Source organism: Acidovorax sp. SUPP1855 (assembly GCF_030158955.1).
GTDB lineage: Bacteria > Pseudomonadota > Gammaproteobacteria > Burkholderiales > Burkholderiaceae_C > Paracidovorax.
On record NZ_BQXI01000011.1, the window covers coordinates 100,754 to 121,642 of the forward strand.

Genomic DNA, 20,889 nt, shown 5'->3' on the forward strand with positions numbered 1-20,889 from the left:
CGCTATCCCCACCCGCGAACGAACCGACACGACAGGATCACAGGACATGCTGCAGGAAGAACGATTCATCCGCATCCGCACGCTGCTGGCCACGCTCACCCGCGTGAGCACCGAGCGCATCGTGAAGGACCTCGACGTTTCGCGCGAGACCGTGCGGCGCGACCTCGTCGAGCTGGAGGCGCAGGGCGTGCTGCGCCGTGTGCACGGCGGCGTGGTCGCGCCCGGCCCGGCGCCCGAACCCCCGCTGGCCGTGCGCCAGGCGGTGCGCGAGCGCGAAAAGCGCGCCATCGCCCGCGCCGCGCTGCGGCAGCTGCAGCCGGGGCAGACGCTGTTCCTCGATGCCGGAAGCACCACCACCCTCCTGGCGGCGGAGCTGTCGTCCCTGTCGGGCATGACGGTGGTGACCAACAGCCTGAACGCCGCGCTCCAGCTGGCCGGGGCCGACGCCGGCCGCCCGGCGCGCAACGACGTCATCCTGCTGGGCGGCCGCACCGACCCCGGGGTGCGGGCCACGCACGGCGACATCACGGTGGCCGAGATCCACCGCTACCGCGCCGACGTGGCGCTGCTCTCGCCCGTGGGCATCCACTGCCTGCACGGGGCCACCAGCTTCGACCACCACGAGGCGGCCATCGCCCGCGCCATGGCGGCGCAGGCGCAGCGGCTCATCGTGCTGGCCGACCACAGCAAGATCGGCCAGGCCAGCCGCGTGGTGTATGCAGGCCTGCCCGAGATCGATACCATCGTGACCGATGCGGGCTCGCGCGCGCTGCCCGGCCTGTCGGCGTTGCAGGCGGCCGGCAGCCACGTCATCGTCGCCTGACCGTCCACGAAAGGCCCCCGACGCCCCATGCCCGCCAGCCGCTACCACCACACCGCCGGCGGACAGCGCTGGCAGTTCCGCGACCTGGGCGACGTGATGGCCAAGGCCACGCCGGCCCGGTCGGGCGACGTGCTGGCGGGCATCGCGGCGGGCACGGCGGTGGAACGCATGGCCGCGCGCATGTGCCTGGCCGATGTGCCGCTCGACCGCTTCCTGAGCGAAGCGCTGGTGCCCTACGAGGACGACGAGGTCACCCGCCTCATCATCGACACGCACGATGCCGCGGCCTTCGCGCCCATCGCCCACCTCACCGTCGGGGGGCTGCGCGACTGGCTGCTGGCCGCGGACAGCGCCCTGCTGACCGCCGTGGCGCCGGGCCTCACGCCCGAGATGGCGGCGGCCGCGAGCAAGCTCATGCGCAACCAGGACCTGGTGGCCGTCGCGCGCAGGTGCCGGGTGACCACGCGCTTTCGCAACACCCTCGGCCTGCCCGGGCACCTGGCCGTGCGGCTGCAGCCCAACCACCCCACGGACGACCTGCGCGGCATCGCCGCCTAGATGATCGACGGCCTGCTCTACGGCGCGGGCGACGCGGTGATCGGCATCAACCCGGCCACGGACAGCATCGCGGCCCTGACGGGGCTGGTGCACCGGCTCGACGAGGTGATCGCCACGCTGCGGATTCCCACGCAGTCCTGTGTGCTCACGCACGTGACCCACACCCTCCAGATGATCGAGCAGGGCGCGCCGGTGGACCTGGTGTTCCAGTCCATCGCCGGCACCGAAAAGGCCAACGCCGGTTTCGGCGTGAACCTGGCCCTGCTGCACGAGGCGCGCGAGGCGGCCCTGTCGCTCCGGCGCGGCACGCTGGGCGACAACGTCATGTATTTCGAGACCGGCCAGGGCAGTGCCCTGTCGGCCGACGCCCACCACGGCGTGGACCAGCAGACCTGCGAGGCACGGGCCTACTGCGTGGCGCGCGCGTTCTCGCCCCTGCTCACCAACACCGTGGTCGGCTTCATCGGGCCGGAATACCTGTACGACGGCAAGCAGATCATCCGCGCGGGCCTGGAAGACCACTTCTGCGGCAAGCTGCTGGGCGTGCCGCTGGGCTGCGACGTCTGCTACACCAACCATGCCGAGGCCGATTCGGACGACATGGACACGCTGATGACGCTGCTGGGCGTGGCGGGCCTGACCTTCATCATGGGCGTTCCGGGTGCGGACGACATCATGCTCAACTACCAGAGCACCTCGTTCCACGACGCGCTGTACCTGCGCGAAGTGCTGGGCCTGCGGCGCGCACCCGAGTTCGAGGCCTGGCTGCAGCGCATGCAGCTGACCGACGGGGCCGGCCGCCTGCTGCCCGCCGCGCAGCAGCGGCCCGCGCTGGCGCAGTTGCGGCGCATCGGAGGGGCCGGGTGATGGCCGACACACCCGCCACTCCGGACGCCGGCCCCCCGCCCGATCCCTGGGACGACCTGCGCGCCCACACGGCGGCGCGGCTGGCGCTGGGGCGCGCAGGCACCGCCATCCCCACGCGCGAACTGCTGGACTTCGGCATGGCCCACGCCCAGGCACGCGATGCCGTGCACCGGCCACTCGATGCCGAAGGCCTGGCCACGCAGCTCGCCCCGGAAGGCGGCACCCCGCTGCAGGTGGCCAGCGCCGCCACCGACCGTGCCACCTACCTGCTGCGCCCGGACCTGGGCCGCCGCCTGGGCGATGCCGATGCCGAGCGCCTGCGAGGCCTGGGTCGCCAGGGCGATGGCGGCACCCCGCAGGCGGGATGCGACCTGCTGCTGGTGGTGGCCGATGGCCTCTCGTCCCTGGCCGTGGAACGCCATGCCGCGCCGCTGGTGCACGCCATCCGGGGCACGGCACCGCAGGGCTGGCGCATCGGCCCTTTGGTCATTGCCACGCAGGCGCGCGTGGCGCTGGGCGACGAGGTGGGCACACTGCTGGGCGCACGCCTGGTGGCGGTGCTGATCGGCGAACGCCCGGGCCTGAGTTCGCCCGACAGCCTGGGCATCTACCTCACCTGGCATCCGCAGGTGGACCGCAGCGATGCGCAGCGCAACTGCATCTCCAATGTGCGGCACGAAGGGCTGGCACCGGCCGCGGCGGCGGCGCGCCTGTGGTGGCTGTGCCAGGAGGCCCGGCGCCTGGGGCTCACCGGCATCGGGCTCAAGGACCGCAGCGATGCGGCCACCCTGGACGCCGCACCGGCCAAGGGCACGCTGACCGACGGGTAACGGTAACGGGTAACGGGCCGGCAGCGCACTTCCATCTTTTCGGCCTATGGATATGGCCCGATGTTCGGGTCGCTTGCATATCCGATTTGGTCGCTTCGCGTCCGCCATGGCGGTCTCCAGAATCGGGCCATCACCCTTTCCCCGCTGGAGCTGCCCGTGAGCGAAACATCCCCATCCCGGTTCGATACATCGTTTGGAAACCTGCGCATCCGCCGCGTGGCGGGCAGCCTGGGCGGTGAAGTGCTCGGCCTTCAACTGTCGGGCGAACTGGACGACGCGACCATCGGCGACCTCACCGCCGCGCTGGTGCGCCACAAGGTGCTGTTCTTCCGCGGCCAGACGCACTTGGACGATGCCGCGCACCAGGCGTTCGGCGCGCGCCTGGGCAAGACCGTGGCCCATCCCACGGTGCCCTCGCCCACGGGCACGCGCATCTTCGAACTCGACGCCTCCAAGGGCGGTGGCCGTGCCGATTCGTGGCACACCGACGTGACCTTCATCGACGCATTCCCCAAGTACGGCATCCTGCGCGGTGTGACCATTCCGGCCTACGGCGGCGACACGGTGTGGGCCAACACGGCCGCGGCCTATGCCCGCCTGCCCGAAGATCTCCAGCGCCTGGCGGACGGCCTGTGGGCCGTGCACAGCAACGACTACGACTACGGCGCCGAGCGCGTGGTGGTCGAGGAGGAACGGCTGAACCACCACCGCAAGGTGTTCGTGTCCTCCGTGTTCGAGGCCGAGCACCCCGTGGTACACGTGCACCCCGTGTCGGGCGAGCGCGCGCTGCTGCTGGGCCACTTCGTCAAGAAGATCGCGGGCTTTTCCAGCACCGAATCGGCACGCCTCTTCGAGATCCTGCAAAACCGCGTGGTCCGCCTGGAGAACACCGTGCGCTGGCAGTGGCAGCAGGACGACGTGGCGATCTGGGACAACCGGGCGACGCAGCATTTCGCGATCAACGACTACGGCACGCAGGCCCGCGTGGTGCGCCGCGTCACGGTGCACGGCGAGCCCGCCGTGGCGGTGGACGGGCGCCGCAGCCGCACCCGCGTGCGGCCCGAAGCCACCAACGACGCGCAGATCGACAGCGTCATTACCGCGACCGCCTGACGCCACGGAGCCATCGACATGACCCAACGACGCCAGTGGCTCCAGGCCGCATCGGCCCTGGGCGCCACCGCCCTGCTGCCCGGCTTTGCGAAGGCGCAGAGCGGTGCGAAGAAGTTCCAGGGCGTGACCCTGAATGTCTCGACCTTCAGCGCGGCCTACCCCAAGCTGCTGCAGCAGTACCTGCCCGAGTTCGAGTCGCTCACGGGCGCCAAGGTGAACTTCGACACGCCCTCGTTCCCGGTCTACAACCAGCGTGCCGACCTGGAGCTGTCCACCAAAGGCTCGGCCTACGACGTGGTCAACGTGACCTTCATCTACTCGAGCCGATGGATCCACTCGGGCTGGCTCGCGCCGCTCGACGATTTCATCAGGAACCCCAACCTCACGCCCGCCGACTGGGACGTGAACGACTTTTTGCCCGGCGCGCGCGCACCCGAGACCGGCAAGGACGGCAAGCTCTACGGCATTCCCTGGACGGCCGAGGCGCTGCTGTCCGCCTCCTCGCGCTTCGATCTGGTGCAGCAGGCCGGCCTGGCCTACCCCGACACCACGGACGACCTGGTGAAGGTGCTGCGCGCCGTGAACAAGAAGGAGCGCGTGGCGGGCTTCGTGTCCGACAGCCACTACGGCTGGACCTTCGTGCCTTATCTGCATGCCTTCGGTGGCGACGTGTTCCGCAAGGCACCGGACGACCTGTACCCCACGCTGGACACGCCCGAAGCCATCGCAGCGGCCGAGTACTACGCCAGCCTGCTGCGAGAGTTCGGGCCCGACGGTGCCATCACCTACACGCCCGACCAGGTGACCCAGGCGCTCAAGCTCGGCCGCGTCAATTTCACCGATGCGGGGCAGTTGCATCTCGCGCAACTGGGGGACCCTGCCTCCAGCAAGACCTTGAAGACACTGCAGTTCGGCCAGGTGCCCAAGGGGCCTGCAGGGCGCTTTCCGGGCACGGCCGTGCATGGCCTGGGCATTCCGACGGGGTCGAAGAACAAGGAGGCCGCGTGGGCCTTCATCCAGTGGGCGCTGTCCAAGCAGACCACGCGCAAAGCGGTGCTGGCCGGCTACGGCTCGCCCGCGCGCCGTTCGGACATCGACTCCCGGGAGTTCCGCGCCAGGCAGGTCATCAACGGCAACGACCTGGCGCAACTGGCACTGGACTCGATCGAGCTGGCCTCCAAGACCGGGCACATGAAGTACCGCACGGTGTCGGTCTACCCGCAAGTGGACCAGCAGCTCAACAAGGCGATCGCGCTGATCGCTTCCGGCCAGGCCAGCGCGCGGCAGGCGCTGCAGCAGGCGCAGGCCCAGTCGATCACCGAGCTCCAGCGCGCCGGGCTGAAGCTGTGAGCCGGCAGTGAGCACCTTGACTCTGCGCCCCGGCCTCGGCTGGGAAGCGGCGCGCCGCCGCGCCTTCCTGTGGGGCCTGCTGCCCTCGCTGGCCGTGCTGCTGGTCATCACGCTGGCGCCGGCCACGGCACTGCTGGTGACGAGCTTCACGCCCCTGAGCCTCACCGACGCGGCCGGCACTTTCCGCTTCGACGATCCGCTGGTGAACTACCGCCACCTGCTGCAGGACACGCGCTTTCTGCGCTCCATCGCCACGCAGTTGCAGCTGTCGGTCTCCAGCGTGGCGCTGCAACTGGGCGTGGGGCTGGGCCTGGCGCTGCTGCTCAATGGGCGCTCCAAGCTGCTGGGCGCCACGCGCACGGCGTTCCTGATCCCCATGGTGTTGCCGCCCATCGTGGTGGCGCTGATCTGGAAGATCCTGTACACGCCCGACGTGAGCCCGCTGCACCGCGCGCTGGAGGCGGTGGGCCTGCCGGTGCGCTCACTGATCGCCAACCCCGACACGGCCCTGTGGGCCATCTCCATCGCCGACACCTGGCAGTGGTTTCCGTTCACCCTGCTGATGGTGCTGGCCACGCTGCAGATGGTGCCGGACGACCCGCTGGAGGCCGCGAGCCTGGACGGCGCCAACCGCTGGCAACTGTTCCGGTACATCGTGCTGCCCTACCTGCGGCCGGTTCTGGTGGTGTGCGGCCTGTTCCGGCTGATCGACAGCTTCAAGGCCTTTCCGCTGATCTACGTGCTGACCGATGGCGGCCCGGGCACGGTGACCGAGGTGACCAACTACTACGGCTTCATCCAGGCCTTCAATTTCTCCTACTGGGGCTATGCCAGCGCCATCGCGATGGTGATTCTCGCGAGCGTGTTCGCGCTCAGCTGGCTGGTGGGCCGACTCGGATGGAACGACCATGACAAACGCTGAAGCCGCCCTGCCCCTGCCCTCCACGTTCACGCCGCCCCCTGCCGCGCTGCGCTTGCCAGATGCACGCCGCGCCGGCTGGCTGCGCCGCCACGCGCGCGGCCTCGTGGCCGTCGCTCTGCTGCTGGTGGTGGTGTTCCCCTTCCTGTGGCTGGTGCAGTTGGCCTTCCGGCCCAGCGCGGACATCTTCGAGGACCGCCTGCTCTTCACGCCCACGCTGGAGGGCTTTCGCAGCCTGCTGCAGGGCAACTTCCTCAAGTCGTTCTGGAACAGCCTGGCGGTCAGCACCCTGTCCACCGGCCTGTCGCTGCTGATCGGCGTGCCGGCCGCCTATGCACTCACGCGCTGGCAGTTCCGGTGGCGGCGCCAGGTGGCCCTGTGGATCCTGGTGACGCGCATGGCGCCGCCCATCGCCTTCACCATCCCGTTCTTCCTGGCCTACCGCTGGCTCGGCCTGCAGGACACCATCGTGGGCCTGGCCATCGTCTATCTCACCTTCAACCTGGCGATCGTGATCTGGCTGATGCAGACCTTCTTCGAAGCGGTGCCCACCGCGCTCGAAGAGGCGGCCTACATCGACGGCTGCGGCGTCTGGCAGGCGTTCTGGCGCATCACGCTGCCGCTGGCGGCCCCCGGGCTGGCGGCCACCGCCGTGCTGTGCTTCATCTTTTCCTGGAACGACTTCTTCTACGCGCTGATCCTCACGCGCACGAATGCCATCACCGCCCCGGTGGCCATCGTCAACTTCCTGCAGTACGAAGGCTGGGAGTGGACCAAGATCGCCGCGAGCGGCACGCTGGTGATGTTTCCGGTGGTGATCTTCACGGTGCTCGTGCGCACCTACCTCGTGCGCGGGCTCATGGCCGGCGGCGTCAAGGACTGACATGGCCGAACTGTCCCTTCACCAGATCGTCAAGCACTACGGCGGCACACCCGTGATCCACGGGGTGGACATCGACATCCGCGACGGCGAGTTCGTCGCGCTCGTCGGGCCCTCGGGCTGCGGCAAGTCCACCCTGCTGCGCGCCATCGCGGGGCTCGAAACCATCACCAGCGGCGAGATCCGGCTGGGCGGGCGCGTGATCAACGACGTGGCGCCCAAGGACCGCAACATCGCCATGGTGTTCCAGAACTACGCGCTCTACCCCCACATGACGGTGGCGCAGAACCTGGGCTTCTCGCTGAAGCTGCAGGGCGAGAGCCAGGCCGCCATCCGGCGCCGGGTGAACGAGGTGGCCGCCATCCTGGGCCTGGAAGCCTTGCTGAACCGCACGCCGCGCCAGCTCTCGGGCGGCCAGCGCCAGCGCGTGGCCATGGGCCGCGCCATCGTGCGCCAGCCCGATGCCTTCCTGTTCGACGAGCCGCTGTCCAACCTCGATGCCAAGCTGCGCGTGCAGGTGCGCACCGAAATCAAGGCGCTGCACCAGCGGCTGGGCACCACCACGGTGTACGTCACGCACGACCAGGTGGAGGCCATGACCCTGGCCGACCGCATCGTGGTGCTCAAGGACGGGGTGATCGAGCAGGTGGGTGCGCCCCTCGATCTGTACGACCGGCCGGCCAATGCGTTCGTGGCGGGGTTCATCGGCTCGCCGGCCATGAATTTCATTCCCGGCCGGTTGCATCTGGAGGGCGAGGCCAGCGTGGTCACCGACGACGGCTTGCGCCTGCCCCTGGCCCGCCCGCCCCGCGGGCGCCAGGGCGACAGCGTGCTGTACGGGGCCCGGCCCGAGCACTTCGCGCTGGACACCAGCGGCGCGGGCCTGCCGGCCCAGGTCGTCGTGGTGGAGCCCACGGGCTCGGAAACCCAGGTCGCGCTGCGGCTCGATGGCCGGCACGACATCCTGGCGGCGTTCCGCGACCGCATCGACGTGCGGCCGGGCGACGCGCTTCAGTTGCGGCCCGTGGCGGCGCAGGCGCACCTGTTCGATGCGGCCAGTGGTCTGCGGCTGAATTGATGCCCTGTTCTGGTCGGAGAGATTCGAAGGATTCGAATTCGGCAATGTCCGACACCGTGATTCGCTACCGAATTGATAATCGCCAATATAAATATTGATAGGTGATTTGAAATGATTCAGAAGAATTCAGTTATTTTCAGAAATCACCAACAATTCATCACAAATTACCACCACCCGTCCTGATATTCCCTATTGCATTCAATATTCCTCCCACCAGAATGGCGTGTCGGCCAAAAACATATGGCACGACAAATCCACAATACACGGAGGTTTAGCAATGACTGCATACGTAATCCAGAGCCTGCAAAATACCAACCTTTGCATCGGCGTCACCAGCCCCTCGGCAGGTTCGCTGGTCACCCTGAATGTGCTGTCCGGGGTCGGTGGGACGACCTCTCAATGGAACATGGACCCCAACAGCGGCTTCATCACGCTGGTGGCGAACCCCAGCCTCTGCCTCGACGTTCAGGGCTATGACGGCCAGCAGGGCCAGGTCATCGTGGCCAACCTGGTTCTCGGACGGACCAGCCAGCAATGGAACTGGGTGGGCCGCGCACCCACCATTTCCAACGTCCAATACCCCCAGATGGTTCTGGACAATGCCAACAACAACCCCACCCCCGGCAACCCGATCTTGATCTGGCCCTATAACGGCGGTCAGAATCAAAAATGGAGTTCCCTGCCGGTTCCTGCCTTGTCCAAGATGCTGGAATTGGCAGAAGCCTGATATCCATGCCTTGGCGGGGTCCCTATTTTCCCGCCATGGCATCGGATTATCGGTTTCCCGGCGAAGGCCGCCTGCCTGTGCGCAGGCAGTAAGCTGAGCCGCATCACGCCGTCCGCCCCATCAGGGTCGGGACGGCGTGATGCATTGAAGGGCAGCACTTCAAAGCCGGTGGGACCGGTCCCCTTGCGAAAAGCCGATGGGCTCCCACGGTTCGCCCGTGCCCAGGGCCAGCACCTTGAACAGCTCGCCCATCTCGTGCTCCATGACCAGCTTGGCGGCCGTCGCGCGTTCGAGCAGGGGCAACTCCACCATGCGCTGGGCCAACCCGCAGTTGATGAGAAAGTGCGCCTGCGTGGTGTAGCCCAGCACCTGCAGGCCCGCGTCCTGCGCGGCCAGCGCCATGGCCGTGAAGTTGACGTGCGCGGTGATGTCCTTGCGGCCCACCGCCACCAGCGGATCGCTGTCGGCCAGGTGCCCCTGGTGGCACATCACCGTGCCCATGTGGCGCTGGGGGTGGTAGTACTCCGCCTCGCCGAACCCGTAGTCCAGCAGGAAGGCTGCGCCGCGCTCCAGCCGGTCGGCCAGGGTGCGGATGAAGCCCTCGCCCTGCGGGTGGATCTCGGTCAGGTAGTCGTGCGGGCCTTCCACCTCGACGGGCGGGCGCAGATCGGTGGGCCGGTCGGCCCAGGCGAAGGCATCGCCCTGCAGCACCACGCCGCGTTCATGCCACACGCCGCCCGCCTGCCCGCCGTGGCGGGCCAGCAGCTTCACAGGCATGGCGTCCAGCACCTCGTTGCCCACCACCACGCCCGCGAAGCGATCGGGCAGCGCATCCACCCACCGCACCTTGTGCGCATGCGGGGACAGCAGCACCTGCTGGCGCGCGCGCAGGCTGCCGGACAGATCGACGATGGTGTAGCGCTGCACCCCCTCGCCCAGGGCATCGAGCAGCTGCAGCGCCAGGGCGCCGGAGCCCGCGCCGAACTCCCACAGCTCGTGCGTTCCGGTCCGTGCGAGGGCCTCTCCCACCTGCACGGCCAGGGTCTGGCCGAACAGGGGGCTCAGCTCGGGCGCGGTCACGAAGTCGCTGCCCGACCCGGGCAGCAGGCCGAACTTGGTGGAGTCGTTGGCGTAGTAGCCCAGGCCGGGCGTGTACAGGGCCAGGGCCATGAAGCGGTCGAAACCGATCCAGCCGCCGGCCTGCGCAATGGCCTGGCCAATGTGGGCCGCCAGGGCGGTCGTTAAACTTGGGGGTTCTGTCGTCGTCACGGTCCCGATTGTCCCCGATGCCCTCCCCCTCCCGTCCTCGCACCGTGCTGGTGACCGGCGCCGCCAAGCGCCTGGGCCGCGACATCGCGCTCGCGCTGGCCGCCGGCGGCTGGCAGGTGGCCGTCCACTATCGGCATTCCGAGCAGGATGCTATTGAAACCGTAGCAGCATGCCGGCGATTTTCTTGCGCCAGCGCCCATTTCGATGCCGATTTCCAGGACGAGGCCGCCGTGCGCGGCCTGCTGCCCCGCGTGGTGCAGCATTTCGGCGCGGTGGATGCGGTGGTCAACAGTGCCTCGCTTTTCGAGCACGACGATGCCGCGAGCTTCGGCTTTTCCACGCTGGAGCAGCACCTGCGCAGCAACACCGCGGCGCCCGTGCTGCTGGCCCAGGGCCTGCATGCGCATCTGGAACAGCGGGCCGCAGGCGATGAGGGCGACCAGGGCGAAATCCACGGCGCCGTGGTCAACCTGCTCGACCAGAAGCTCTGGAACCAGAACCCCGACTTCCTGAGCTACACCCTCTCCAAGGCAGCGCTGGAAGCGGCCGGCACCATGCTGTCGCTGGCCCTCGCGCCCCGGGTGCGGGTGGTGGGGGTGGCGCCGGGCCTCACCCTCACCAGCCACCTGCTGGAAGACGAGAAATTCCGCCAGCTGCACGCGTTGAGCCCGCTGGGCCGGTCTTCCACGCCCGCCGACGTGGCCGCCACCGTGAAGTTCGCGCTGGAAAACCGCTCCATCACCGGCACTACGCTGCTGGTGGATGGCGGCCAGCACCTGATGCGTTTCGAGCGCGACTTTTCGATGATGTGAGCGCAGGCCGGCTCCGCCCTCCCCCTTTCCTTCCCATACCCCATGTACAACGCCGCAGGCACCCAGATCCTCACGCTCACCGGTTTGCGCTTCGACGCCAACCTGGGCATCCTCGCGCACGAGATGACCACGCCGCAGCCCATCCAGGTCGATGCCGAGCTGCACCTGGGCACGCAACCCCTGCACCCGAGCGACGACGACATCCTGCACGTGCTGGACTACCGCAAGGTGCGCCAGATCATCATCGACGAGTGCACGGCCGAGCACGTGAACCTGCTGGAGACGCTGATCGGCAAGCTCAGCGCCCGGCTCATGCTGCTGCCCGGCGTGCTGGGCGTGCGCGTGAAGATCGCCAAATTGGAAATTTTTGACGACTGCGAAGTGGCCATCCGCAGCGAGACAGGACAGTGGTGAACCCCATGAATGCCATCCTCAACGACCCCACGCCCGGCTGGACCGCCAACGCCCCCGAGCCCCTCGGCACGCCCGATGCAGCGGCAAGCGCCGAGGCCGCTGCGGCGCCGGCCCGCCTGAAGATCGAGCGCGAGACCCACAAGCTGGAAAAGCGCCTGTGCCGCGAGGTGGGCAAGGCCATCGTGGACTACCAGATGATCGAGGAGGGCGACAAGGTCATGGTGTGCATGTCCGGCGGCAAGGACAGCTACGCCCTGCTGGACATCCTGCTCAAGCTCAAGGCGCGCGCACCCATCCACTTCGACCTCGTGGCGGTGAACCTCGACCAGAAGCAGCCGGGGTTTCCCGAGCACGTGCTGCCCGAGTACCTGGCCTCGCAGGGCGTGCCGTTCCACATCGAGAACGAAGACACCTACAGCATCGTCAAGCGCCTCATTCCCGAAGGCAAGACCACCTGCAGCCTGTGCAGCCGGCTGCGCCGCGGCATCCTGTACCGCGTGGCCGACGAACTGGGCTGCACCAAGATCGCCCTGGGCCACCACCGCGATGACATTTTGCAGACGCTGCTGCTCAACATGTTCTTCGGCGGCAAGCTCAAGTCCATGCCCCCGAAACTCGTGAGCGACGACGGCAAACACGTTGTGATCCGCCCGCTGGCCTACGTGGCCGAGAAGGACACCGCGCGCTGGGCCGCGCACCGCAACTTTCCCATCATTCCCTGCAACCTGTGCGGCAGCCAGGAGAACCTGCAGCGCAAGCAGGTGGGCGAGATGCTGCGCGAATGGGACCGGAAATTCCCCGGCCGCGTGGAAAACATGTTCAACGCGCTGCAGAACGTCGTGCCGTCGCACCTGCTCGATGGAACACTGCACGACTTCAAAGGTCTGAAGGCAACGGGCATCGCCAGCGAAGACGGAGACAAGGCGTTCGATCGCGAGGATTTCCCTGCCGCCCCCGGATTGCCGGGCGTGCAGGTGGTCCAGCTGTCCTGAACGCCCCATCGATCATCGCCAGCGCTGACCGCACCATGACGGACCCTTTCCGGAGACACCCATGAAGACCCTGCGCTGCGCTTTCTCCATCACCCTGGCCACGGCCGCCCTGATGCTCGGCGGCTGCGCCGTCACCCGCACCGTGGACAGCGCGGTGCACAGCTACTCGACGCTGGCCGCCCTGCCCTCGCCGCCCACCTATCGCCTGGAGCGCCTGCCCTCGCAGCAGGCCCAGGCCGCATCGTTCGCCCCCATCGAAGCCATGGCCCAGCAGTCGCTGGCACGCGTGGGGCTGCAACGCGACGACGCCAACGCCCGGCTCGTGCTGCAGATCGGCGCACAGGCGAGCTATGCCACGCCGGCCTACTGGCCCTACTACGGCGACCCGTTCTACCCCCGCTGGGGCCTGGGCCTCGGCTACGGGGGCCATGGCGGCCGCTGGGGCTGGGGCATGGGCGGCAGCTGGATGATGGACCGCCCCCCCACGCTCTACCGCCGCGAGGCCAGCCTGGTGCTGCGCGACGCCGCCACGCAGCAGATCGTGTACGAGACCTCCGCCGTGCACGAGGACGTCTGGACCAGCGACCCGGCCATCTTCGGCATCCTGTTCGACGCCGCCCTGACCGGTTTCCCGCAGCCCCCCGCGGGCCCGCGACAGGTGCGCACCACGCTGGCGCCGCCTGCCCCCTGATCGACGAACTCGCCACCATGCACGCCACCCGCATCATCGCCATCCGGCACGGAGAAACCGCCTGGAACGTGGACACGCGCATCCAGGGCCATCTGGACATTCCGCTCAACCACACCGGCCTGTGGCAGGCACGCCGCGTGGGCGAGGCCCTGGCCGGCGAGCCCGTGGCCGCCATCTATGCCAGCGACCTGCAGCGCGCCCATGCCACCGCGCAGGCGGTGGCCGACACCACGGGCGCACCGCTGGTCGCCGAGCCTGGCCTGCGCGAGCGCAGCTTCGGCCAGCTGCAGGGCCGCACCTTCGCCGAGATCGAGACCGAAATGCCCGAGGAGGCCCGCCGCTGGCGCCAGCGCGATCCGCACTTCGTGCCCGACGGGGGCGAGTCGCTGATCGTGTTCCGAGAGCGCATCCTTGGCACCACCCACCAGCTGGCGCAGCGCCACCCTGGCGAACTCGTGGTGCTGGTCGCCCACGGCGGCGTGATGGACGTGCTGTACCGCGCCGCCACCGGCCAGGAACTGCAGGCCCCACGCACCTGGCAACTCACCAACGCGGCCATCAACCGCCTGCTCTGGACCGGCGACGGCCTCACCCTGGTCGGCTGGGCCGACACACAGCACCTGGACGACGCCACGCGCGATGAAGCCCATTCCTGAATCCCTGCGCGCCAGCATCGGCCTGCGCGTTGACCTGATCGACACCCCCGCACTCGTCGTCGATCTCGACGCCATGGAGCGCAACATCCAGCGCATGGCCGACTTCGCGCGCAAGCACCAGGTGCGCTGGCGGCCCCATGCCAAGATGCACAAGAGCGCCGAGCTCGCCCTGCTGTTGCAGCAGGCCGGTGCCACGGGCGCCTGCGTGCAGAAGGTAAGCGAGGCCGAGGCGCTGGCCGCCGCCGGCGTGAACGACCTGTACATCAGCAACCAGGTCATCGCCGCCGCCAAGCTGCTGCGCGTGGCACGCCTGGCGCACCAGCTCGGGCTGCGCGGCGGGCGCCTGGCCCTGGCGGTGGACAGCGAGGAAGGCATCGAACGCCTGGCCGAGGCCATGGCCGTCACCGCCAGCGATGCGGGCATCGATGTGTTCGTGGAAATCGACGTGGGCCAGCGGCGCTGCGGCGTGCCGCCCGGCGAACCGGCCGTGGCCCTGGCGCTGGCCGTGGCGCGCCATGCCCGGCTGCGTTTCGCGGGCCTGCATGCCTACCATGGCCGCGCGCAGCACCTGCGCGGCGCCCAGGCCCGCCGGGAGGCCATCGCCGCCGTGGTGGAGGCCGCGCGCAACACGCGCGACCTCATCACCGCCGCCGGCCTTGCTGTGCCGCTGGTGACCGGCGCGGGCACCGGCACGCTGGTGCACGAGGCCGCCAGCGGCGTCTACGGCGAACTGCAGGCGGGCTCGTTCCTGTTCATGGACGCGGACTACGCCGGCAACGAACGCGAGCCAGCCCAGCCGGCCTTCGAGCATGCACTGTTCGTCAAGACCCAGGTCATCTCCAGCCAGGAAACGCACGCGGTGTGCGATGCCGGCCACAAGAGCCATGCCATCGACTCCGGCCTGCCGATCGTGGCGATGCTGCCGCCCGAGCGGGCGCTGCGCTATGCCAACGGGGGCGACGAGCACGGCATTCTCTACGCCGACGGCAACAAGGCCCGGCTGCCCTCGCTAGGCCGCATGCTGTGGCTCATTCCCGGCCATTGCGACCCGACGGTAAACCTGTACGACTTCTTGATCGGCGTGCGCGGCGGGCTGGCGCACGGCGTGGTGGAGCGGATCATCCGGGTGGATGCCCGGGGCGCGTTGACCTGACCTGAAGCACCGGCGGACGCCTGTGCGACGGTCCGCAAAAAGAAAGAAAAAGGCCGGGTTGCCCCGGCCTCGTCGGCCATCGCCACCGAAGCGCTAGCCGCGCCCGGGTGGCCATGGCGGCAGGCAGGCCGCTGCCTGCCCATCCGCGGTCAGGGACGCGACGGATAGATGCCGTTCACGGCAATGATGAAGTTCAGCGTGATGCCGGGCTGCAGCGTGCTGACCGTGACGGGCACGTTCATCTGCACGGGCGTAGGCGTGGCGCTGCCAGCCGCTTGCGTGGTGATGGCAGGCAGGGTCAAGGGTGCATCGAAGGGCTTGAGCGTCGTGGTGGCGGACTTGGAGCTGTACACCTTGGCGGGCGTGGTGCCAGCAGCGCCCTTGCCCATCACCAACGTATTGCTTGGAATGTTGTTGTCGCCCGTGGTGTCGTCGGCGGGAATGGACACTGCGGCCGTTCCGCCCGCGGCCACCGTCACGCCATGGGTGTGGGCCGGCAGGTTGGCGAGCGACAGGATCGCAGCGCCAATGGCGTTGGTGGACGCGGTAGCGGCACCGCTCGTACCACCGATGGTCACCATATTCTGGGAACCGAGCGGAACCCGGTTGCGCAGATCGGGCAAGCCGAAGGTGTTGACGCCATCGCCGCCATAACGGGTGCCCAGCAGCGAGTAGAGCGCCTGGTTCTGATTGATTGACAGCAGTGTGCCGTCGCACAGGGCCCAGCCCTGCGGAACCCATGGCACGGCCCAAAGAATGATCTGGCCCAGAATCGGATCCATGTGAGTTTCCCTCTCCCAAAAAAGTTTGTCGATCAAATATCCGCACCTGGCAGCGATGCTTTTTGACGATCTCGCAGCGAAGGCGGATAGAGGGAGTAAACACCAGAAATCGCAGGGCGACAAGCGAGAATTCACGGGGCGTCGAGAATGCAACGCGCGCCGGTCCCCGGCGCGTATCTGGCTGCTGCGATGAAGCCGCAGGAGCGTTCGGACAAGGGGTCCGGAAGCGATCGGTCAAGCCGCCGAAGGCGGCCCGCCGAACAGGTCGGCAGGGTTGCGGGACGGCGCCACGCCCAGGTGGCGATAGGCCGCCAGGGTGGCCACGCGCCCGCGCGGCGTGCGCTGCAGGTAGCCCTGCTGGATCAGGTAGGGCTCGATCACGTCCTCGATGGTGCCGGACTCCTCGCCGATGCTCGCGGCGATGTTGTCCAGCCCCACTGGACCGCCGTCGAAACGGTGGATCACGGCCTCGAGCAGCTTGCGGTCCATCACGTCGAAGCCCTGGGGGTCCACGTCGAGCATGGTGAGCGCGCGCTGGGCGATATCGAGCGTGATCTGGCCCGTGCCCTTCACGTCGGCGTAGTCGCGCACCCGGCGCAGCAGGCGGTTGGCGATGCGCGGCGTGCCGCGCGATCGGCGCGCGATCTCGAAGCCCCCGTCCGGCTGGATCGGCGTGTTGAGCAGCCCGGCGCTGCGCATGACGATGCGCGAGAGCTCCTCGGGGGTGTAGAACTCCAGCCGCGCGACGATGCCGAAGCGGTCGCGCAGCGGGTTGGTGAGCATGCCGGCGCGGGTGGTCGCCCCCACCAGGGTGAAGGGCTGCAGGTCCAGCTTGATGCTGCGCGCCGCGGGCCCCTCGCCGATCATGATGTCGATCTGGTAGTCCTCCAGCGCGGGGTAGAGGATTTCCTCCACCACGGGCGAGAGCCGGTGGATCTCGTCGATGAACAGGACGTCGTTGCGCTCCAGGTTGGTCAGCAGCGCGGCCAGGTCCTTGGGCTTTTCCAGCACGGGCCCGGAGGTCTGGCGCAGGTTCACGCCCAGCTCGGCGGCAATGATGTGGCTGAGCGTGGTCTTGCCCAGGCCCGGGGGCCCGAACAGCAGCACGTGGTCCAGCGCCTCGCCGCGCTTGCGCGCCGCGCCGATGAAGATCTCCAGCTGCTCGCGCGCCTTGGCCTGACCGACGTACTCCTGCAGCAGCTTGGGGCGCAGCGCCCGCTCCAGCGCTTCCTCCTGCGGGGAGGCCGGCGCGGCGGAGATCACGCGTTTGGCGGGTGCGGGGGCGAAGTCGTCGGTCTGGATGCTCATGCGTTGCGGATCAATTGGAAGTCCAGGCGTAGTACACGGGGCCTTCGTACTGGTACACCGGATAGGTGGCCTGCACGAAGTCGCGCTCTCCCTGGCTGATGGTGTAGAAGTGCGTGCCGTTGCCCTTGTTGAAGAAACGGTACATCGCAGTCGAGCCGTTGCCGGCGCCGGTCTGGGCATACCAGATCGGGCCCTCGTACTCGAACGACGGGTAGGTGGCGCGCACGAAGTCGCGTTCGCCCGCATCGATGGTGTAGAAGTGCGCGCCATTGCTCTTGTTGAAGAATCGGTACACGGCGCTCTGGCCGGCAGTGGCGCCGCCGTAGGCGTAGAAGGCCACGCCTTCGTAGGCGAAGGCCGGGTAAGTGTTGATCACGAAGTCGCGCTCGCCCGCGCTCGCCGTGAAGAAGTGCGCGCCCGTGCTGCTGTTGAAGAAGCGGTACACGGCGGTGCGGCCGCTGGCGCTGGTGGCCGGCGACAGCCAGTTCTTGATGGACGCGTTGTACGCCACGTCGAAGCGGCCGTAGTAGTCCGACGAGGCCTTGTTGGTGCACACGGCGCTGCCGCCGTAGAGCGTGCCGATCAGCGCGCCGCCGGAGAAGATGCCCGAGCCGCTGCTGCCGCCCTCGGTCGTGCCCTGGCTCCACGTCACCCGGTAGAAGTTGCCGCTGGTGCCGCTGCAGGTGAAGTTGGTGTCGCTGATGGACGTGCATGCGGTGAGGGATGCCAGGTTGCCGAAGCTGATCTTCTGCAGGTCGCCGCGGGGATGGTGGATGCCCGCGATGGCGCCGCCCAGCCCCTGGGGATTGGCGTTCCATGCGGCGAACACGGCGCCGGCGGGCGGGGCCTCATTCAGGCGCAGGAACGACGTGTCGCTGCTGTCCGTCGCGTACAGCAGCGTGGCGCCGCCGGTGCGGGCCGTGGTGGCGGACGACAGCGTGCGGCTGTTGCAGCTGGGGGAGCGGTAGAACCAGTCGGTGCGCAGGGTGGAAGCCACGGTCTGCGTGGAGATGCAGTGGTTGGCCGAGATGAAGTAGGGCGTGCCGGTGCCGTCGCGGTCGTTCAGCAGCGTGCCCGAGCACACGTAGGTCTTGCCGTCGGGGCGCACGAACAGCATCCGTGCCACGGCGTTGCGCTGGGCGGCGTAATCGTCGTAGCAGGTCGAATCGAGGTTGCAGGCGTCGGATTCGTTGATCTTGGTCTGCTGCTCCAGCTCTTCGGCCGTGGGCAGCGACAGGTTGTCGTAGATGTGCGACAGGCGCGGCACCGACAGGTCGATCGCGCTCGCGGGCGTGCCGGATGGCAACTCGATCTCCAGCGTGGCCTCGTCGCCGCCCGTGTCGGGCGTCCACCAAGTGCGGCCGGCGTCGGAGGTATCGCCCGACGTCTGGTTGCGCTCGATGATCTGCAGCACTTCCTGGCCGGCGATCTCGAACACCGCCGAGGGCCGGGCCTGGCTGTACACACGCAGCACGGCGCTGCCGGGCAGCTGGCGCACCAGCACGCCCAGGCGCAGGCCGTGCGCGCCTTCGGCCGAGAAGCTCAGGGCAGCGACCTGGCCGCCGCTGGCGGTGGGTGTCCACTGCAGCTGCTGCAAGGTGGCGCTGGCCGTGGCCGTCTGGGCGATGCTGCGGGGGCTGCCGACCTGGCGCGGACCGAAGTCGCTGGCCACCGCTTCCTTGGACTGGTCCAGCGGCCCGAGGTCGATGCGTGCGGGCGTGATGGCCGTGCGCACCACACGGTCCTTGACCCGTGCCACGTCCTGCACGGCGGACGCCGGCTGCTCGCGCGACTCCACGCTGTACACCACCGCCCTCGCCTGGGGGGCGGCCGCGGACTGCACCGCCTCGGTGCCACTGCCGCCGCCGCAGGCGGCCAGCACGGCGGCCACGGCCAAAACCGCCAAAGATCGAACTCGCCTCAGTGCCTGTTGCATGGAACAACTCCTGTCATCGAAATCTGGGCGGTCCCATGCCGCCCCCGGATTGCAAAATGTGCCACAGCCACATGGCTGCCAGCAGGTGATTTTTTCGCGCTTTACCTCATTGCATCATCGCGCCGGTGATGGGCCTCGGCCGGCTAGCGCGAGGCCAGCCAGCCATTCCCGAACGGGGCCGCGCCGTTGCCGGACACACCGGCCTGCGTGTGCCCGTGCGGCAGGCCGAACCGATGGGCGGGATGCCGCCAGGCCACCGGCACGCTCACCGAAGGCGACAGCCACTGCTTGAGGGCCTTCTGGTAGGCCAGGTCGAAGCGGCCATACACCCGCACGTCGTTCACCGAGCACTGGGCACTGGAGGCGAATCCGTACAGCGTGCCGATCACACGGCCATCGTGGAAGATGGCCGATCCGCTGCTGCCGTCTTCCACCGTTCCGCGGTCGAATCCGACGTCGTAGTAGCCCGCCGAGGCATCCGTCGAAGAGTCGCACAGCATGGAGCCGTCGGTGTCGTTGGTGCACGCCAGCGTGCCCATGACGCTGCCGATGCTGACCTTCTGCAGGTCACCCCTCGGATGGTGGATGCCCACGACCGCCGTCGATTCGGCTTGCGGGCTGGCGTCCCAGGCGGCGAACACGGCGCCTGCAGGTGGGGCCTCGTTCAGCCGCAGCAGGGCGGTGTCGGTATCGGCGCTGGCATACAGCAGCGTAGCGCCACCCGTGCGCGCGGTGGAGCGGGACGACAGCGTGGCGCTGTTGCAGGCCGCGGAGTGGAAGAACCAGTCCGTCTGCAAGGTGGACGCCACGGTCTGCGAGGCAATGCAATGGTTGGCGCTCAGAAAATACGGCGTGCGCGTGGCGTCGCGGTCGTTGATCAGGGTGCCGGTGCACACATAGGCCTTGCCCTTGTCCACGAACAGCATCCGCGCCACGGCGTCGCGCTGGGCAGCGTATTCGTCGAAGCAGCTGGCATCCAGGTTGCAGGCGATGGCATCGCCGACTGCCTTGGTTGTCTGGGCGCCTTCCTGCGGCAGGGACAGGTTTTCGAAAAGATGCGCCAGCGCCGGCACGGCCACCTCCAGCGCGGAGGCCGGCACGCCAGCGGGCAGCTCGATCTCCAGCGTGGCCTCGTTCGCGCCGGAGTTCGGGGTCCACCACGTGCGTGCGTTGTCCGATGCGTCTCCCGCCGCGATATTGCGCTCGATGGTCTGGCGAATGGCCTGGCCGGTGGTTTCGTACACGGCAGCAGGCCGGTCCTGGCGATAGACCCGCACCACGGCCTCGTCGGGAATCTGCCTCACCCGCACCCCCAGGCGCAGGCCCTGCGCATCTTCGGAGGTAAAGCTCACGGCCGATTTCATGCCGCCGTTGGCCAATGGGACCCATTGCAGCAGCCGCTGCAGGTTGTCCGCCGTGGCCGTGGCTTCGACGGTGCGGGCCTCGCCCACCCAGCGGGCGCCGTCGCGCCGGAGTTGCGACGACTTTGGGCGCACGAAGGCGGGCAGGGCCACGCGGGCCGCCTCCACCTGCGGGCCGGCTGCCCGCTGCTTGGTGCTGGAAACCCCTGCATCGGTGTCGGCCGGCTGCACCGCCGATCCGACCTGAAGCACCTCGGACTGCGTCGCGCCGCCCGCCAGAACGGTTTCACTTCCGCCGCCGCACCCGGCCACCAGCGAAACCACCACGGCCAGCGCAGCAGTGCGCGCCATCCATTTCCCTTTTGATTTA

Annotated in this window: 19 protein-coding genes and 1 pseudogene; 15 read left to right on the top strand and 5 right to left on the bottom strand. The window is 68.5% G+C overall.

Annotated elements, in window-relative coordinates:
• The first annotated feature begins 46 nt into the window (after positions 1–46).
• From AVMA1855_RS12010 to AVMA1855_RS12050, 9 genes and pseudogenes are all read left to right on the top strand, one after another.
• A complete protein-coding gene (locus AVMA1855_RS12010) occupies positions 47–823 on the top strand; it encodes a DeoR/GlpR family DNA-binding transcription regulator (protein ID WP_284405254.1) in 777 nt (258 codons plus the stop codon).
• A 27-nt stretch (positions 824–850) separates the two neighbouring features.
• Positions 851–2,248: pseudogene (locus AVMA1855_RS12015) on the top strand (ethanolamine ammonia-lyase subunit EutB).
• The gene (gene eutC, locus AVMA1855_RS12020; protein ID WP_284425874.1) at positions 2,248–3,078 is read left to right on the top strand and encodes an ethanolamine ammonia-lyase subunit EutC; all 831 of its coding nucleotides are present in this window, start codon (positions 2,248–2,250) and stop codon (positions 3,076–3,078) included. The pseudogene AVMA1855_RS12015 and the gene eutC overlap by 1 nt, the downstream one beginning before the upstream one ends.
• A gap of 156 nt (positions 3,079–3,234) precedes the next feature.
• Positions 3,235–4,191, top strand: coding sequence for a TauD/TfdA dioxygenase family protein (locus AVMA1855_RS12025; protein ID WP_284425875.1), 957 nt, complete (start codon positions 3,235–3,237; stop codon positions 4,189–4,191).
• Positions 4,192–4,209: 18 nt separating this feature from the next.
• The gene (locus AVMA1855_RS12030; protein ID WP_284425876.1) at positions 4,210–5,541 is read left to right on the top strand and encodes an ABC transporter substrate-binding protein; all 1,332 of its coding nucleotides are present in this window, start codon (positions 4,210–4,212) and stop codon (positions 5,539–5,541) included.
• A 7-nt stretch (positions 5,542–5,548) separates the two neighbouring features.
• Positions 5,549–6,463: a carbohydrate ABC transporter permease gene (locus AVMA1855_RS12035; RefSeq protein ID WP_284425877.1), complete on the top strand. Its 915-nt coding sequence runs from the start codon at positions 5,549–5,551 to the stop codon at positions 6,461–6,463.
• A complete protein-coding gene (locus tag AVMA1855_RS12040; RefSeq protein WP_284425878.1) occupies positions 6,450–7,343 on the top strand; it encodes a carbohydrate ABC transporter permease in 894 nt (297 codons plus the stop codon). The genes AVMA1855_RS12035 and AVMA1855_RS12040 overlap by 14 nt, the downstream gene beginning before the upstream one ends.
• A 1-nt stretch (position 7,344) precedes the next feature.
• On the top strand, positions 7,345–8,418 hold the full coding sequence (locus AVMA1855_RS12045; protein WP_284425879.1) for an ABC transporter ATP-binding protein: 1,074 nt from the start codon (positions 7,345–7,347) through the stop codon (positions 8,416–8,418).
• Between the two features lie 277 nt (positions 8,419–8,695).
• On the top strand, positions 8,696–9,145 hold the full coding sequence (locus AVMA1855_RS12050) for an RICIN domain-containing protein (protein ID WP_284425880.1): 450 nt from the start codon (positions 8,696–8,698) through the stop codon (positions 9,143–9,145).
• A gap of 159 nt (positions 9,146–9,304) precedes the next feature.
• Here the strand turns inward: AVMA1855_RS12050 and AVMA1855_RS12055 are convergent, their stop codons facing one another.
• Positions 9,305–10,423, bottom strand: a complete 1,119-nt coding sequence (locus AVMA1855_RS12055; protein WP_284425919.1) for a class I SAM-dependent methyltransferase — start codon at positions 10,421–10,423, stop codon at positions 9,305–9,307.
• 8 nt (positions 10,424–10,431) lie between these two features.
• Between AVMA1855_RS12055 and AVMA1855_RS12060 the strand changes: the two genes are divergently transcribed.
• The 6 genes from AVMA1855_RS12060 to AVMA1855_RS12085 all read left to right on the top strand — a co-directional run bounded on the left by AVMA1855_RS12060 (position 10,432) and on the right by AVMA1855_RS12085 (position 15,132).
• Positions 10,432–11,226 (top strand): SDR family oxidoreductase, encoded by a 795-nt coding sequence (locus AVMA1855_RS12060; RefSeq protein ID WP_284425881.1) that lies wholly within the window; start codon positions 10,432–10,434, stop codon positions 11,224–11,226.
• Positions 11,227–11,268: 42 nt separating this feature from the next.
• Positions 11,269–11,640, top strand: coding sequence for a dihydroneopterin aldolase (locus tag AVMA1855_RS12065; RefSeq protein ID WP_284392946.1), 372 nt, complete (start codon positions 11,269–11,271; stop codon positions 11,638–11,640).
• A 5-nt stretch (positions 11,641–11,645) separates the two neighbouring features.
• On the top strand, positions 11,646–12,632 hold the full coding sequence (ttcA, locus tag AVMA1855_RS12070) for a tRNA 2-thiocytidine(32) synthetase TtcA (protein ID WP_284425882.1): 987 nt from the start codon (positions 11,646–11,648) through the stop codon (positions 12,630–12,632).
• Between the two features lie 61 nt (positions 12,633–12,693).
• Positions 12,694–13,323 (top strand): DUF4136 domain-containing protein, encoded by a 630-nt coding sequence (locus AVMA1855_RS12075; protein WP_284425883.1) that lies wholly within the window; start codon positions 12,694–12,696, stop codon positions 13,321–13,323.
• Positions 13,324–13,340: 17 nt separating this feature from the next.
• Positions 13,341–13,979 (top strand): histidine phosphatase family protein, encoded by a 639-nt coding sequence (locus tag AVMA1855_RS12080; RefSeq protein WP_284425884.1) that lies wholly within the window; start codon positions 13,341–13,343, stop codon positions 13,977–13,979.
• Positions 13,963–15,132 (top strand): DSD1 family PLP-dependent enzyme, encoded by a 1,170-nt coding sequence (locus AVMA1855_RS12085; protein WP_284425885.1) that lies wholly within the window; start codon positions 13,963–13,965, stop codon positions 15,130–15,132. The genes AVMA1855_RS12080 and AVMA1855_RS12085 overlap by 17 nt, the downstream gene beginning before the upstream one ends.
• A 149-nt stretch (positions 15,133–15,281) precedes the next feature.
• Here the strand turns inward: AVMA1855_RS12085 and AVMA1855_RS12090 are convergent, their stop codons facing one another.
• From AVMA1855_RS12090 to AVMA1855_RS12105, 4 genes are all read right to left on the bottom strand, one after another.
• On the bottom strand, positions 15,282–15,914 hold the full coding sequence (locus tag AVMA1855_RS12090; protein ID WP_284425886.1) for a phage tail protein: 633 nt from the start codon (positions 15,912–15,914) through the stop codon (positions 15,282–15,284).
• 234 nt (positions 15,915–16,148) lie between these two features.
• Positions 16,149–17,222 (bottom strand): Holliday junction branch migration DNA helicase RuvB, encoded by a 1,074-nt coding sequence (gene ruvB / locus AVMA1855_RS12095; protein WP_272567148.1) that lies wholly within the window; start codon positions 17,220–17,222, stop codon positions 16,149–16,151.
• 10 nt (positions 17,223–17,232) lie between these two features.
• Positions 17,233–19,158, bottom strand: a complete 1,926-nt coding sequence (locus AVMA1855_RS12100; protein ID WP_284425887.1) for a trypsin-like peptidase domain-containing protein — start codon at positions 19,156–19,158, stop codon at positions 17,233–17,235.
• A 143-nt stretch (positions 19,159–19,301) separates the two neighbouring features.
• Complete coding sequence (locus AVMA1855_RS12105) at positions 19,302–20,870, bottom strand: trypsin-like serine peptidase (RefSeq protein ID WP_284392930.1); 1,569 nt, start codon at positions 20,868–20,870, stop codon at positions 19,302–19,304.
• Between the last annotated feature and the right edge of the window lie 19 nt (positions 20,871–20,889).

Coding starts and splice junctions, on each gene's coding strand:
- AVMA1855_RS12080 (WP_284425884.1), top strand. CDS start 13,341: ATGCACGCCACCCGCATCATCGCCATCCGGCACGGAGAAACCGCCTGG.
- AVMA1855_RS12050 (WP_284425880.1), top strand. CDS start 8,696: ATGACTGCATACGTAATCCAGAGCCTGCAAAATACCAACCTTTGCATC.
- ruvB (WP_272567148.1), bottom strand. CDS start 17,222: ATGAGCATCCAGACCGACGACTTCGCCCCCGCACCCGCCAAACGCGTG.
- AVMA1855_RS12030 (WP_284425876.1), top strand. CDS start 4,210: ATGACCCAACGACGCCAGTGGCTCCAGGCCGCATCGGCCCTGGGCGCC.
- eutC (WP_284425874.1), top strand. CDS start 2,248: ATGGCCGACACACCCGCCACTCCGGACGCCGGCCCCCCGCCCGATCCC.
- AVMA1855_RS12090 (WP_284425886.1), bottom strand. CDS start 15,914: ATGGATCCGATTCTGGGCCAGATCATTCTTTGGGCCGTGCCATGGGTT.
- AVMA1855_RS12010 (WP_284405254.1), top strand. CDS start 47: ATGCTGCAGGAAGAACGATTCATCCGCATCCGCACGCTGCTGGCCACG.
- AVMA1855_RS12040 (WP_284425878.1), top strand. CDS start 6,450: ATGACAAACGCTGAAGCCGCCCTGCCCCTGCCCTCCACGTTCACGCCG.
- AVMA1855_RS12045 (WP_284425879.1), top strand. CDS start 7,345: ATGGCCGAACTGTCCCTTCACCAGATCGTCAAGCACTACGGCGGCACA.
- AVMA1855_RS12065 (WP_284392946.1), top strand. CDS start 11,269: ATGTACAACGCCGCAGGCACCCAGATCCTCACGCTCACCGGTTTGCGC.
- AVMA1855_RS12075 (WP_284425883.1), top strand. CDS start 12,694: ATGAAGACCCTGCGCTGCGCTTTCTCCATCACCCTGGCCACGGCCGCC.
- AVMA1855_RS12105 (WP_284392930.1), bottom strand. CDS start 20,870: ATGGCGCGCACTGCTGCGCTGGCCGTGGTGGTTTCGCTGGTGGCCGGG.
- ttcA (WP_284425882.1), top strand. CDS start 11,646: ATGAATGCCATCCTCAACGACCCCACGCCCGGCTGGACCGCCAACGCC.
- AVMA1855_RS12100 (WP_284425887.1), bottom strand. CDS start 19,158: ATGCAACAGGCACTGAGGCGAGTTCGATCTTTGGCGGTTTTGGCCGTG.
- AVMA1855_RS12060 (WP_284425881.1), top strand. CDS start 10,432: ATGCCCTCCCCCTCCCGTCCTCGCACCGTGCTGGTGACCGGCGCCGCC.
- AVMA1855_RS12085 (WP_284425885.1), top strand. CDS start 13,963: ATGAAGCCCATTCCTGAATCCCTGCGCGCCAGCATCGGCCTGCGCGTT.